Source organism: Deltaproteobacteria bacterium (assembly GCA_021737785.1).
In the GTDB taxonomy this organism is placed as follows: domain Bacteria; phylum Desulfobacterota; class DSM-4660; order Desulfatiglandales; family Desulfatiglandaceae; genus AUK324.
Genome location: JAIPDI010000002.1, coordinates 70,576 through 84,545, shown reverse-complemented (window position 1 = coordinate 84,545; position 13,970 = coordinate 70,576). Strand labels below are relative to the sequence as shown.

The window sequence follows — 13,970 nt, the reverse complement described above, 5'->3', positions numbered from 1 at the left end:
ATGGGTGAGCGTCAAAATATTCTGTCGACCGGCTTGTCTTCCTGGCGGTCTTCATTTTCAGAACGGGCCAAAAGCTGTTCCAAACGATTGGTGTAAACAATCATTATGTGGTACTCAGGCTGATCATAGCGTCCGAGAATACGGGCAATGACAAACACATCATTGTTTTCGCGCCAACTCAGAGACCAGCTTTTTCCTTCTGAAATGGGGATCTTCGATGGCGGGCCGTACTTTTCCTTCACGGTCTGGATGAGTTCCGGAAGTTCTTTATCGGCGATCATTTTGATTAAGAGCGGGCAACCGGATGCATCATCGTAAATAAACTCCACGTATTCAAAAACGCTGTTTCTCGAACGAGTATTGCGAAACGTCAGTTTGGTGGCCGGATATTCTTTTCGCATCACATCGTTAACATTGAGTCGCTGGTCCAACTTCGCCAGATCCGGATAGTATGTCTTCAGAAATCCCGAATATTTCAGTTCCAGATCTATTGTGCTCCTGGGATCGATGGAATGGGTACCCAGAGCGGCCCTGAGGCGGTCGCGCACTTCGGAGTCCATGACGGTATTGGCGCCGATGTCCATAAACTGGAATGATTCCGGGACGTCTGATACCGCGGCAGGTTCATTTTCCGGCTTTTCGCATCCCCATAACGAAAGCCCGACCATGCAGGAGAATAACAGCCATTTGAGACGATCAAAATTGTTTTGCAACATGTTCCCCGACCATTCAGCCCGACGGTGTTGCTGATGTCTGCAACATTTTTTGAAGACCTTGTTTTACTATGGCACAGGACCCGGCAAAATTCAAGCTCAGAAAGCGGGGGGATGGATTCAGGGCCGCCGGAGAGCTGACGGCGTGGTGGGGTTAGGGATACCCTGTCCGATCCGGCGGATCGTCACGGATGGATGCAACGGGTCCATCGGAGAAGTGATCCCGGGGCTTGAGAACCAAAGATAACGTAATCGTTCCTTCCTCCAGGGTTTTCTGAAATACGGCCCCTTCAATTTGCAGCCAGATACGTTCTGTGCTAAATTGGATTTGATGGTAATCTTAATCTTACTTTGACCGCCTCACTATTTCATACTTCTCTCTTTCTATGACCTTCTGCCAGCAAAAGGAGGAAAAAGATGACAGGATCTCTGCCCGAATTTTCCGAATCAAGCGCGCAGGTAGCTATCGCTGCGGTCCCCCGGGGCCCAAATGAGGAATCCGTCGTGACCGCTGTGAAACGGGTAGCGGAAGCGGCAACGGACTTTTCATGGCTTTCCCGGGGAGATACGGTCTTCATTAAACTCGCATCCAACTCTGCAAACCGCTATCCGGCCACCACATCCCCCCTGTCCGTAAGGGGTATGGTGCGCCTGCTCATCGAGAAAGGTGCCGGCCGGGTAATCGTGGGAGATAAACCCGGCGTGCAGTCAGTCTATCAGAATAAAGAAATTCAAAAAGGGTCGAGCCGCGATGTCCTCATCCGAAATGGTCTTCAGCAGGCCGCCCTCGAATCGGGCGCCGAGGTCCATTATTTTGAAGAGGCGGGTTTCGATGCCTTTTTTGCCGATAGTGCGGAGCACGCCGGTCACTGGAGGGGGGAGTTGCTTTTTCCGAATATCCTGAACCGGGTCGATCATATTGTTCTCCTTCCCCGTGTCAGCCGGCACGTGCTCGCGGGGGCCACCTTCGGATTGAAAGCTGCGGTGGGATGGCTTCGGGATGACAGCCGGCTGGAACTCCACAGAGATGCTGCCGGTTTTTTTAAAAAGACAGCGGAAATCAATGACGCCATGGTGTTGAGAACGAAATTGAGGCTCGTGCTCAGCGTGGCAACGAAGGTGCAGACGACCTTCGGGCCGGACCGGGGCTTTTCGGCCGAGCCTGACCCGGGTATCGTATTCGGATCGGAGTCCCTCCTCGCCCACGACATGATCGCACTGGGCTGGCTCCTCTGGAACCGGGAGTACACCACGCCGCATGGGCAGTTGACCTGGTTTCGTGACCCCTATAACACCTATCCGGGCATGATGAACCGGATCTTTGTAGGCCTGATCTGGGGGGGCGGGGCCTTCCTGAATTCTGAGACCTACGGTTCGATTCCGATCCGTTCGGTCCGAACCGATCCGGTTATTTCAACCGCGGCCGCGCTCTGGGGAGGGATCCCTCGCCTGGAACTTGCAGACGTAAACGAGACACTCCCTGAGAGGGTGATAAATTACCTGAAGGAAAAGGCGGTTGGATAAAGAAGGGACCCATGTACCGAGGATCTTTCGTGAAAAGAGGGGTTAAATAGTTAGCATAAATATTAGTTAATTTATGAAAATAAATAAAATGCAATAAAGACTTGACATAAGTTAATTATTGATTTAGATTATTGTTAAATACAAAAAAGCCATATCTTGTTAATTCATTAGCCCGTCTTTCAAAAATTCTGGAAAGGAATTTTCCATGGTGAAACTGCTCAATATGCTCTGAGAGTGCTCCCGGTGGAATATGGCTATTCTTCCGGGAGCCTGAATATGGTCGCGAAAAAGGAGGTTCTGCGTAGCAATCCAGAAAAATGCGGCTTTTCCCACCGTCCTTCAGATCGCTTATCCTTTGTCTATATTTTTTACCCTTCAGCAGCCTTATCTTTCGGGTCGATTCACAACCAGATCTCAATGGCGGCAGCGGTGCTGCTGCGCTTGAGTGTTTAGAAGGAAACGATTTTTTTCGGGAGTTGCCTCTGTTTATGGATCAGCGGAGGCCCATATACACCACTATGGAATTAAAAGGAGTTAATATGAAAAAAGAATATATTAAGCCATTTGTATGGGGAATGGCGGTCGGCATGGGAGTGTTGCTCATTGTCATTTTCTCCGCAGGATGGGTTGTGACCACCGGGTCTGCCGAAGCCGAAGCCAAGGAAATGGCAACGGATGCCGTCATGGATCGACTGGCGCCCATCGGTATTGCGCAGTTTATGCAAGACCCAAACAAGGAACAGCGTCTCGAGGAGATGAAAGGGCTGGAGACCTGGGGAGCCAACAACAGAAGTGACTATGTTGAGAAGCAGGGCTGGGCGACGATGCCCGGCGAGAAGGGACCCGACAGTCAAGTTGCCGATGAGGTTGCCAGGCGGCTTACGAATCTCAAGATGTAAGGCCTCGTGCCTGTGTAACTTCCAAGCTGCAGCCTGGTTTCTCACAGGATGATGATGATGACAGGTGCAACTCTGGCGGCAAATGCAACCGGTGGCGTGATGTTTCCACCCCCCACCAGGAAATGGAGGGGGATGGAAACGCAATCGGCGCAGGGCTGGGTTGCAGCTTATAAGTTTGTGTTTCACCCCTCCGGCGTGTAAGGGATCTTGTTTGTGGAATAGCGTATGTTTTCTTACCCAGGCCGGGCCTTTTAAAAGATGAAGAGACAGGAGAATTCATTTGGCGCAAATTATGACAACCAAAGAAATGGCTAAGTACCTACATTTACATCAAATAACAATATGCAAACTATCCAAGGAAGGTAAGATCCCTGCAATTCGAATTGGCAGGGTTTGGCGATTTGACAAAGAGATCATTGATGAATGGATCGCCAAAGGCTAAGGCAATCAATGCAAGGGGGTTCTCATTTAATCCTACCCGGGTCTCTTTGGCCTCGCATCGCCTAAAACAGTCGGTACGCCCTCAATACCTCAAAGTGTAGTGTCCAGATGCGCTGTTCGAGACCTCTCCTCATAAAGGTGTGCGCATCTCTAATCGATAGATGCAAAACGTCTACATCAAACGGAAAAAGGACCAATAATGAACGAAAGTACACGGAATCAATTAGATATAAAACTTAAGAAGCTACTTAATCAGCTCGATAAAGGCGAAGAAAAACAGAAGCAACCAACGCTAAAACCAGGCACCGGCAATACCATTCGCCGTCGGAAGGGTGAAAAGGATAAGCGGTTTTCCATCTGAACAACAACCAAACCGGTGTTCCCTTTGTATCTTGGGGATCCGGTGAGTCGTATTTAAGTGCGAACCATCCGAGGATGTGATGGAAAAAAAGGGAGGTATTATGAACCAGCCGGCAGAATTTGAATTCAGCGTTGATGAACAATACGAAAATGAGAAAGGTGTGTTCAGAGTCATTGCCATCCAGGGAGACGAGATGATTATCCGCTGGGAAAACGGCGAAGAAATCCGTACGGAGATCGATCTGCAGCTACGCATTGCAGAGCGCAGACAGAGGGAAAAACAGGAACGGGAGTTCGCAGATAATCCTTCCAAATCCGCGACGGCCGGGGAAAAACCAGTGTTTTCGGGTTTTGCGCCGACTGACTTCAAAAAGAGCGCGTCCGGAACGATCTGGCGCTCCCGCAGCCAGCTGGGTGCAGCTGTCGCTCAAAAAATCGACACCGCCCGATTCAAATTCAATTCCTGGGCATTCGGCAACAAACCTGAAATGCATGTACAGGACATTGAACACCATGGTCTGACGGAAAATGAATATCAGGCCAGATTTTTCATCAAAGTGGACTACCGGGCCCTCTATTACGGGTTCCGAGTGGCTCGCCCGGATAACAAGGGCGATGTGGCCGCCGACTGGAAGGCATTCAGCGACTGGTTGATCCATCAGGAGAATGAGCGTATGCTCCATGAAATCGCCCTAAAGGAAAAACTGACCGTCAGCAACCTTGTAAGCCCCTCCTCAGGCACCCTGCTGGCTTCAGATGACGGCTGGTGTGCCGACAAAGCGGGATGTCAATCATGCGAAGCCCTGACAGGGTATATCAATGACACGCCGGAAACCAGGCCTTTCGATCTTCAACTTTCCGGTATTATAGATAAAAACGAGGCCGTGGCGTGCGGTCTGGATATTGTCGAAAACATCGCCCGGCTGTTCACACGCCTGTTGCCTCTGTATCAGGCGGCCGTGATTCATTGATCATGTGAACAGCGCTCGAAGCGGACGGTCCTTTATCCGGATCTCAAAACCCCCACCCGTAACAATTAAATGCTGAGAAAGATGTTCAGGGCAACCTCACCGTCTGCTTAAAGTTCGTCAGGAAAAATTTTGTCGACGAGATGACCTTTGCAAGGGGTATAACCCCATAAGACCGTCTGACGCTGATGGAGAAGTGTAAATTCGCCCGGCGCCGATTTCGCAGATACCTTCCTACTGTCCGCACCCATAAATAAATAATTCACCCCATATTTATTCCTAAACGATTCTTTATGCTTACCGGATACAAGGCGCCATAACGGCCAAACGTCGAGCGCCGGCATGGTAACCCTCTTCATGCGGTTGACAGCCACAGGGGAGGCCGATCTGGTTCAGGAGACATTGGATTTTCGCCTGACGCCCAAGGGCGTGGCCACCTTGACGGGCAAGGGGGATACCCGGGACCGTACAGGCATCGTGGAAGATCCCTCTTCATCCGCTGAAAAGGTTAAGGACCCGATCAAAAAACTGCCGTTGGGGCCATGCCCGGCCTGAGCTTTGTGTTTTTGGAGTATCTATGCTAAAAGGGCACAAGGAAGGTGGCTGAAACCCTAATCACTCCATGAAAGGGAGAAGAGACAATGTTGCAGGATATTCTTTTGACCGATGTGGAAAGAGGGATCAAAGAGGAGGTCCGGGCATTTGTAAGGCAGGAGGTGCCCCCGGACCTGCTCAAGAAGATGGACCGTGATGAAATCACCTACCCGAGGGAATTTGTAGAGGCCCTTGGGAAGCGCAATCTGTTGGGGTTGCGATTTTCCGAGGGGTACGGAGGCCGGGGACTCAGTTGGACGGCCGAAATCGCCGCCCTGGAAGAGATCGGGGTCCTGGGCATGGCCCTGGGGTGCGCCTTTTCCATGCCCTCCATTGTGGGAGAGGCCCTTCACGGATTCGGCTCGGAAGAGCTGAAAGAGCGGTTTTTAAGACCGATGCTGAAGGGAGAGCTTGTGTCGGCAGAGGCCCTGACCGAACCCAGGGGGGGGTCTGATTTTTTCGGGGCCACCACCTCGGCCAAACGCGAGGGGGATCACTTTATTATCAGAGGCCAGAAGCGGTTTGTGGTGGCCGCAAGCGGCGCGGACTTCTTTGTGGTCTACTGCCGGACCGATCCGGAGGGGAAGCCCCACCAGCGCATCAGCCTTATCCTGATCGAGGCGGACCGGGAAGGGGTGGAGGCCAAACACCTGTACAACCTCATGGGAACCCGGGGGGGAGGGACCGGCCGGCTCCTTTTCAAAGATGTGGGAGTCCCTGTTTCCAACCTGATCGGGGAGCTGAATCAGGGTGCATTGATCTTCAACTCCATGATGGTTCCGGAGCGCCTGACCTCTGCAGGGGGGGCCCTGGGGCTGGCACGGGCGGCCCTCGAGGTGGCCACCCGCTACACCAACCGCAGGTATGCCTTTGGCCGGAAAATCCGAGATTATCAGGCCGTCAGCTTCAAGGTGGCGGACAGCATCACCCTGCTGGATGCGGCCCGGGCCATCACCCATGCGGCCGGGAAGGCAGCGGATCAGGGGCTTCCGTCGGCCCGGCGGCTGGTGAGCGAGGCCAAGAAATTCGCCACGGATATGTGCTGGGAGGTCTCTAACCAGGCCATGCGCATGACGGGGGGGATCGGGTACACCAATGTATTCCCCATCGAGAAGATGGTGCGGGACGCGAGACTGTCGCAGATCTGGACCGGCACCAATGAGATCATGAGCCTCCTCATCCAGCATGAATATTATAAGGAGCTGCTCAACGACCCCAATCCCCCGCGCGTGAGCGAAGAGGACGCGGAAGAGGCCCATATGGAAGATGAGAAGGTCTACGAAGATGACGAAATGTGGACCAAGGGGTGGTAGAGCAGGGAGCATAGACCATAGGGCAGGGGGGATGGATCTCGGCGCTTTAAGACTTGCGCTACTTACTGGCGTCCAGGAGTTTCTGGACCCCTCGAAAATAGGGAAGCCAGGGCCGCATGTACTTGAACAGGATGCGGCAGAGGATATAGAGAGGGATAAAGGTAAAGGTGTACCCCACGGTATCCCCGAACACGATGGACAGGGGCCATGCCAGGGGAAAGTCGATGCCGTGAAAGCGGTTCTGCATCCAGGCCAGGGCAAAGGGGATGGGCCAGAGGATCCCCGCGGAATATGCGACCATTGTAAAGAACTTCCTGCCCCAAACGTCGGTGGCCTCCTTGTTCAAGGCCTTGTAGCTCTCCCTGTCGCCGGTCTCGTAGGCTGCGATGGACAGTTTTTCCTTCCTGGTCATCTCCTCGGTCATCTGATTCAGATACCGCCGATTATACCGGATGGCGAGGGATACGCTCAGTTCTCCTATGATCACACACAGAAATGTCAGCAGAAAGGTCCCGATCAGATAGGCCAGTAGGGGGTCTGGTGCGGTCCTGTACAGAAGAATCAGGCAGCTGTCCGCGAAAAGGGCAAAGGTGGCGATGAATTCCTGCATGGCTGGACCGGGCGGACGATGGAGGGCGCATCCGGGACCTGTCAGATGCCTCTGTCCCGGACGCGCAATAGAACATTATCTAAAGCAACTGGATGCCGAAGAATCCCCTGAGGGTGTACCGGAGTCCCACATAGAGTGCCAATACAATAAAGATCAGTTTGAGGACCTTGTTGGGGATGTATTTGCCTGTCCTCGGCCCTATCATGGAGCCGACGAAGATGCCCACCAGTTCAGCCCCGATCATCGGCCAATAGACCTTGACGCCGGCCAGGACCATGAAGTTGAAGATGGCGAAGATCATGCCGATGAGCACTGAGAGGGCGGATGTCCCGGCCACTACGAACATGGGGAGTCCGACCACGCTGGTGAGAAACGGGACGTATAGAAAGCCCCCGCCTACCCCGATGAAGGAGGCCACAGCGGAAATGACAAACCCGCCGATGAAGGCCCAGATGGGGCTGAACCGGAAGGTCTGGCCGAAAAAGGATATCTCCGTCTGCGCAAGACTCCATTTCAGGGTTTTCACCCCCTGCTCCTGGATATCCCCTTTCTTTTTGACGGTGTCCTCAAAGGCCTTGGCCGCGGCCTGGGCGGTTTTCTTGGATTTTTGGCCTTTCGGCGTCATTTCATACACCATGAAACCGCCGATAATAAAGACGATCAGACCGAAATACCCCTGATACTGAGAGAATTTCAGCTTGCCGGCGGTGGTGAAGACCACGAGGAGGGTGGCGACGAGGGCTCCGAGTCCCAGGAAAACGCCGAGGGAGGTCACCAGCCGTTTCTGCTTGCCGTAGTTATAACTGGATACCAGGGCCGAAAGACCCACCAGCCATTGATTGGATACCCGGATGCTGTCGGTGATGTACTTGTTGAGTTCGGGCGCGGAGTTCTTGAAGGTCTTGGCGTAAGCTCCCAGCCCGAAGATGGTGATGTGTCCGACGCCGGCCATAATGCCCCCGAAGGCGCCTACCGTGGAAAAGACCCAGCCCACCCAGATGGCCCAGAGAAAGCCGATCAGGAGGTTGACCTTGGGAGCGCCGGGGATGCCCAGGTATCCTCGTTCCGCATCCATATCGATCAGTCCCTCCGTCTTTCCCGCGGTCGCCTGTGAGATGGCCTTGCCCAGCTTTCCCTGGAGACCCAAGTCATTCCCCACTGAGGTGGTCGTTTCTTCAGCAGCCGCTGTTGCCTGGCCGGTAGCCGCATCCTGGCTGCGGGCCGGTCCTGTGAAAAAGAGTGAGATGACAGCCACTGCCGCCATGAGACGCAACATCCTTTTTACCGCCGGTTTCATACGCTTCCCTCCTTACCTTCTCTCATTAAAAAAATAATAGAACACCATCGTCCGAAGTTCCCTGAGAAAATCGTCCCCATACCCCTCCAGGCAAGAGGAGGAATTTTAATTTCCATTTTTAATGTGTTGCAAAGGGCTTTGGAATGTCGAGGCAATATGAGATGTTAATTTACAATAATTTTTTCACAGAATGCAACTTCTGATTTTCCAAAAATGCATATTGAGGCAAAAGACTTGAAGTCTTGTCCGGTAGTCTGGTATGGTTTAAGCGGCGTGAGGCGCAAGGGACAAGGCGTGAGGCGTGAGGCGCAAGGCATAGGAAAGAAGCTGAAAGCTCAAAGCTGAAAGGGAAAAAGACGTTATCAGTAGTGTCTGAACGAAAACCCGGAAATGCAAAAAGGGTGGAATCGAAAACTTGGTTTTATTAATTTCAACTCTATTCCATCAATTCGGAATTCGCAATTCCTCAATTCGCAATTGTGCCTGAATCACGCCAAGGCGTGATTTTCGTTCAGGCACTAGTTATCGGCTGTGTGGGAGGATTGCAAGGATAGGGCAGAGCGCCTTTAACGCAACAAACCCAATAAACTCCAGCATCCAGAATCCAGTATCGAGTATCCAGAACCCAGACAGGGGAGAAAATAGATGATCGGGATATCCAAACTTTATTGCGGAACGGTGGAGCCCTCCGACGCCCTCCGCTACGGCAGACGATCCGGGGACCTGCCTTCCCATCTGCTTCAGTTTTCAGAAGACAAGAAGCCCGTGGTGGTGTGGAACGTCACCCGGGCCTGCAATCTCAAATGCGTCCATTGTTACGCCCAGGCGAATGATCGGAAGGCAGAGATGGAGTTGAGCCATGAAGAGGGCCTCCGTCTGATAGACGATCTGGCCCGGTTCGGGGCGCCGGTGGTCCTCTTCTCCGGTGGGGAACCCCTGATGCGGCCCGATCTGATCGAACTGGCCCGCCATGCGGTGGACAGGGGGATGCGGGCAGTGATCTCAACCAACGGGACTTTGATCACCCGGGCCAAGGCCCGGGAACTGAAATCCATCGGGCTTTCCTATGTGGGCGTGAGCCTGGACGGGATGGAGGCGGTGAACGACCGTTTCCGGGGCAAAAAGGGCGCGTTCAGGGATGCCATGGCGGGGATCCGGAACAGCCAGGATGCGGGGCTGAAGGTGGGATTGCGCTTTACCATCAACCGGATGAATGTGATGGAGATCCCCCGGATCTTTGATCTGCTCGAGTCAAATAAAATACCGAGGGTCTGCTTCTATCACCTGGTATACGCAGGACGGGGCTCCCAAATCATCAAGGACGACCTGGACCCCGGCGAGACCAGAAAGGCGGTGGACCTCATCATTGACAGGACCAAAGATCTTCACGACCGGGGCATGGCTGCAGAGGTTCTGACCGTGGACAATCACGCGGATGGTCCATACTTGTATTTGCGGATGGTGCGGGAAAAACACCCGAGGGCGGGAGAGGTGCTCCGTCTTCTGGAGATGAATGAGGGGAACAGCTCGGGCCGGGGGATCGGCTGCGTCAGCTGGGACGGCGCGGTGCATGCGGATCAATTCTGGCGGCATTACAGCTTCGGCAATGTGCTCGAACGGCCCTTCAGCGAGATCTGGTCCGATCTTTCCAACCCCTTAATGGCAGGGTTGAAGGAGAAGAAGAGATATGTCACGGGGCGTTGCGCCTCGTGCTGTTGGCTGGATGTGTGTGGGGGCAATTTCAGAGTAAGGGCAGAGGCGGTGACAGGAGATGTCTGGGCGCCGGATCCTGCCTGTTACCTGACGGATGAAGAAATAAGGGACGTGCCTAAGGTGACCAAGTGAGCCAAAGTGCCTGAAATTTTGTAGTACGCCTTCGGCGGTTCGTTTAACGTGAAAGGCCGAATTTTTTGAAGGAGATAAACATTGATGAACATAAGACCCAGAAGGCTTCGAAGGACTCAGGCCATCAGGGATATGGTCCGCGAGACCACCCTTTCAGTAAAGGATTTTATTGCACCGCTGTTTGTAAAGCCCGGGAAGGGCGTCAGGGACCCCATTCCCTCCATGCCCGGACAGGTGCACTTTTCTCCGGATACCATTGTCAAAGAGGCCCAGGAGTTATGGTCCCTGGGGATCCCGTCCATTATCCTTTTCGGCCTTCCCGACAGCAAGGATCCCATCGGCAGCCGGTCCTGGGCCGAAGACGGGGTTGTCCAACAGGCAATATCGGCCATTAAGGCAAGGGTCCCCGAACTGGTGGTAATGACAGATGTCTGCCTGTGCGAATACACGGACCATGGGCACTGCGGGGTTATTTCAGACGGCGTGGTGGACAATGACGCAACTCTGGAACTGTTGGCCCGTCAGGCCGTATCCCATGCAAGGGCCGGGGCGGATTTTGTGGCGCCCTCCGACATGATGGACGGCCGCGTGGCCGCCATCCGCAAGACCCTGGACAGGGAAGGGCTTGAACAGACCGGCATCCTTTCCTATGCAGTGAAATACGCATCCGCCTTTTACGGGCCGTTCAGGGATGCCGCCGATTCAGCGCCCCAGTTCGGCGACCGGACCGGCTATCAGATGGACCCTGCCAATGCCCTGGAGGCCTTGAAGGAGGCCCAGCTGGACATGGATGAGGGCGCGGATATGATCATGGTGAAACCCGCGCTCCCCTATCTGGACATCATATCAAGGGTCCGGGAGATATCCCTTCTCCCGTTGGCCGCCTATAATGTCAGCGGCGAATACGCCATGGTCAAAGCCGCGGCGAGCAGGGGGTGGATCGACGGGGAGCGCGTCATGATGGAAATGCTTACGTGCATCAAGAGGGGAGGGGCCGACCTGATCCTGACCTATTTTGCCAGGGAAGCGGCGCAGAAATTGTAACTGGATGCTGGATACTCGATACTGGATGCAACCATGAGTTACAAGAAGCTGGAGATATGGCAATTTTCGAGGGGCTTGGTTGTTGATATCCATTTAATGACGCTGAATAACTTGCCGAAGTTTGAAATGTTTGAAGAGGGGAGTCAGATTCGTCGATCCATCAAGTCGGTGAGGTCCACAATTGTGGAGGGGTATGGGAGAAGGATGCATAAGCAGGAATTTATGCGTTTCCTGACTTATGCGATTGCCTCAAATGATGAGACTATTGATCATTTGGACACGCTTTATGAAACAGGGTCTTTGAAAGATGAACATTTTTATCACGATTTAGGAAGGCGGTTAGAAATTTTAGGCAAGAAACTGAACAAATTCATCCAATCGGTCAGCAAGGCCCACATGAGCGAAAAATGATCAGCATTCAACACCCAGCATCCAGCATCAAGGATCCAGGATCCAGCATCCAGGATCCAGCATCCAGTATCCAGCATCCAGTATCCAGAAACCAGCTCCGTCTTGTGGCGTGGGAGATTACCCGGAAGTGCAACCTCAACTGCGTTCACTGCAGGGCCGGGGCCGAGCGGGGACCATATCCCGGGGAGCTGAGCACCGCCAAATGCCTCGAACTCCTGGAGGAGATCCGTGAGGTGGGGACGCCGATTGTGATCCTGACCGGGGGCGAGCCTCTGATGCGGGAGGATGTCTTTGATCTTGCGCAGAAAGGAACCGATCTGGGTCTTCGTATGGTCCTGGCCACCAACGGAACGTTGTTGGATCCGGGGCTCGTGACGCGGATGAAGGATTCAGGCATCAAACGGGTCAGCATCTCCATCGACGGGGCCGACGCGGCGCAGCATGATGGTTTCCGAAAGGTCCCGGGGGCCTATCAATCGGCCCTGGAGGGTATCGAGTGTCTTAAGAGCGGCGGCATGGAGTTTCAAATCAACACCACGGTGACCCGCCACAATGTCGGGGATCTGGAGAAGATTCTGGAGCTTTCCGTTGGTCTCGGTGCTGCAGCCCATCACATCTTCCTGCTGGTCCCCACGGGCCGGGCCAAAGATATGCTCAACCAGGAGATAGACGCCCTTGAATATGAACGGGTGCTTCACTGGTTTTATGAAATGCGGGACCAGGTCCCCCTTCATTTAAAGGCCACGTGCGCCCCCCATTACTACCGGATACTGCGTCAGGAAGCCCACCGGAAGGGCCAAAAAGTCGATGTTGAGACCTATGGCCTGGATGCCGTGACCCGGGGCTGCCTCGGCGGCACATCGTTCGTATTTATTTCAAATACAGGGATTGTCCAGCCGTGCGGCTATCTGGAGCTTGACTGCGGGGATCTGAAACAGAGTCCCTTCCCCTCTGTATGGCGGGATTCGAAGATTTTCAAGCAACTGAGAGAGTTTTCCGCTTACAAGGGAAAATGCGGCCGATGCGAATACATGAAATTCTGCGGCGGGTGCCGGGCCCGGGCCTATGAGGCTACAGGCGATTTTCTGGCAGAGGAACCGTTGTGCGCCTACGAGCCCCTCAGGGCTTGATACTGGGTTCTGGATACTGGATACTGGATGATTGTTATTGGTTGTCCCTTTCAGCCTTGAGCACTCTAAACTGGATGGCGGATCGCTTATGGAATTCCTTGGGCCTTGCGCCGGATGCACTCAATAAATCCAACAAACCTAAAGACGCTATGACCCCGATTGACAGAAAGATCCTGAATGAAATCCAGTCTGATTTCCCTATTACGTCCCGTCCTTACCAGGAGCTTGGGAAAAAGCTTAATCTAACCGAAGACGAGGTGCTGGCGGCTGTCAGAAGGCTCAAGGAGAAGGGGATTATCCGTCGCATCGGCGGCAATTTCCACTCTTCCCGGCTCAATTTTGTGAGCACCCTCTGCGCTGCCAAGGTCCCTGAGGAGAAGATCGAGCGCTTTGTTGAACGGGTTAACCGGTATCCCGGGGTAACCCACAATTATCTGAGAAACAATACCTATAATATCTGGTTCACCTTTATTGCAGAAGATATTAATTTTATTGAGAATGCTTTGAGAGATATTTCCGATGAGACGGGGATCTCAGAAATCCTCAACCTGCCTGCGGAAAAGATGTTCAAGATCAAGGTGGATTTCGATGTGTAACCGTCGGACCTGACAGACCTCGCCTGTGACAAATCCGGAATGGCCGGACAACCTCCTTGAAGCAGTTCGGGGAGGGTATGGGTGCATAAAGGGGAAGGACCGATCATCGGGTGTTACGGTCCCCTTATGGTTTCGGTTTTTTCTAATGAGATCCCCTGCCGGATATTTTATCATATCCTCAAAAGCCTGAAGTTTTGTTGAGATCCAAAATTCCCATGACCCGCA

Annotated in this window: 16 protein-coding genes; 13 read left to right on the top strand and 3 right to left on the bottom strand. The window is 53.3% G+C overall.

Translation table 11 applies throughout. The features are described from left to right. Window positions 1-11 precede the first annotated feature (11 nt). Entirely contained in the window at window positions 12-716 is a 705-nt protein-coding gene (locus K9N21_01825) for a hypothetical protein (protein ID MCF8142637.1), read from the bottom strand. Between the two features lie 414 nt (window positions 717-1,130). Between K9N21_01825 and K9N21_01820 the strand changes: the two genes are divergently transcribed. From K9N21_01820 to K9N21_01785, 8 genes are all read left to right on the top strand, one after another. After that, complete coding sequence (locus tag K9N21_01820) at window positions 1,131-2,237, top strand: DUF362 domain-containing protein (protein MCF8142636.1); 1,107 nt, start codon at window positions 1,131-1,133, stop codon at window positions 2,235-2,237. A gap of 276 nt (window positions 2,238-2,513) precedes the next feature. Next, complete coding sequence (locus tag K9N21_01815) at window positions 2,514-2,690, top strand: hypothetical protein (GenBank protein MCF8142635.1); 177 nt, start codon at window positions 2,514-2,516, stop codon at window positions 2,688-2,690. A gap of 86 nt (window positions 2,691-2,776) precedes the next feature. Beyond that, window positions 2,777-3,136 carry a hypothetical protein gene (locus K9N21_01810; protein MCF8142634.1) on the top strand — a complete coding sequence of 120 codons (360 nt, stop codon included), beginning with the start codon at window positions 2,777-2,779 and terminating at the stop codon, window positions 3,134-3,136. A 292-nt stretch (window positions 3,137-3,428) separates the two neighbouring features. Beyond that, entirely contained in the window at window positions 3,429-3,578 is a 150-nt protein-coding gene (locus K9N21_01805) for a helix-turn-helix domain-containing protein (GenBank protein MCF8142633.1), read from the top strand. Window positions 3,579-3,776: 198 nt separating this feature from the next. Further along, entirely contained in the window at window positions 3,777-3,938 is a 162-nt protein-coding gene (locus tag K9N21_01800) for a hypothetical protein (protein MCF8142632.1), read from the top strand. 100 nt (window positions 3,939-4,038) lie between these two features. Continuing rightward, window positions 4,039-4,908, top strand: a complete 870-nt coding sequence (locus K9N21_01795) for a hypothetical protein (GenBank protein ID MCF8142631.1) — start codon at window positions 4,039-4,041, stop codon at window positions 4,906-4,908. A 339-nt stretch (window positions 4,909-5,247) separates the two neighbouring features. Next, window positions 5,248-5,460, top strand: a complete 213-nt coding sequence (locus tag K9N21_01790) for a hypothetical protein (protein MCF8142630.1) — start codon at window positions 5,248-5,250, stop codon at window positions 5,458-5,460. Window positions 5,461-5,549: 89 nt separating this feature from the next. Beyond that, window positions 5,550-6,812 (top strand): acyl-CoA/acyl-ACP dehydrogenase, encoded by a 1,263-nt coding sequence (locus tag K9N21_01785; protein ID MCF8142629.1) that lies wholly within the window; start codon window positions 5,550-5,552, stop codon window positions 6,810-6,812. 58 nt (window positions 6,813-6,870) lie between these two features. Here K9N21_01785 and K9N21_01780 read toward each other — a convergent pair whose 3' ends face one another. Both K9N21_01780 and K9N21_01775 read right to left on the bottom strand, forming a co-directional pair. Continuing rightward, window positions 6,871-7,422: a hypothetical protein gene (locus K9N21_01780; protein MCF8142628.1), complete on the bottom strand. Its 552-nt coding sequence runs from the start codon at window positions 7,420-7,422 to the stop codon at window positions 6,871-6,873. Window positions 7,423-7,501: 79 nt separating this feature from the next. After that, window positions 7,502-8,719 carry a sulfite exporter TauE/SafE family protein gene (locus K9N21_01775; protein MCF8142627.1) on the bottom strand — a complete coding sequence of 406 codons (1,218 nt, stop codon included), beginning with the start codon at window positions 8,717-8,719 and terminating at the stop codon, window positions 7,502-7,504. A 645-nt stretch (window positions 8,720-9,364) separates the two neighbouring features. Here K9N21_01775 and ahbC point away from each other — a divergent pair. The 5 genes from ahbC (at window position 9,365) to K9N21_01750 (ending at window position 13,745) form a co-directional block, all read left to right on the top strand. Continuing rightward, on the top strand, window positions 9,365-10,564 hold the full coding sequence (gene ahbC / locus K9N21_01770; GenBank protein MCF8142626.1) for a 12,18-didecarboxysiroheme deacetylase: 1,200 nt from the start codon (window positions 9,365-9,367) through the stop codon (window positions 10,562-10,564). 84 nt (window positions 10,565-10,648) lie between these two features. Next, the gene (gene hemB, locus K9N21_01765) at window positions 10,649-11,608 is read left to right on the top strand and encodes a porphobilinogen synthase (protein MCF8142625.1); all 960 of its coding nucleotides are present in this window, start codon (window positions 10,649-10,651) and stop codon (window positions 11,606-11,608) included. A 33-nt stretch (window positions 11,609-11,641) separates the two neighbouring features. Beyond that, a complete protein-coding gene (locus K9N21_01760) occupies window positions 11,642-12,019 on the top strand; it encodes a four helix bundle protein (protein ID MCF8142624.1) in 378 nt (125 codons plus the stop codon). Next, window positions 12,016-13,149, top strand: coding sequence for a heme b synthase (gene ahbD / locus K9N21_01755; protein MCF8142623.1), 1,134 nt, complete (start codon window positions 12,016-12,018; stop codon window positions 13,147-13,149). The genes K9N21_01760 and ahbD overlap by 4 nt, the downstream gene beginning before the upstream one ends. Before the next feature lie 149 nt (window positions 13,150-13,298). Then, window positions 13,299-13,745 (top strand): AsnC family transcriptional regulator, encoded by a 447-nt coding sequence (locus K9N21_01750; protein MCF8142622.1) that lies wholly within the window; start codon window positions 13,299-13,301, stop codon window positions 13,743-13,745. The last annotated feature ends 225 nt before the right edge of the window (window positions 13,746-13,970 follow it).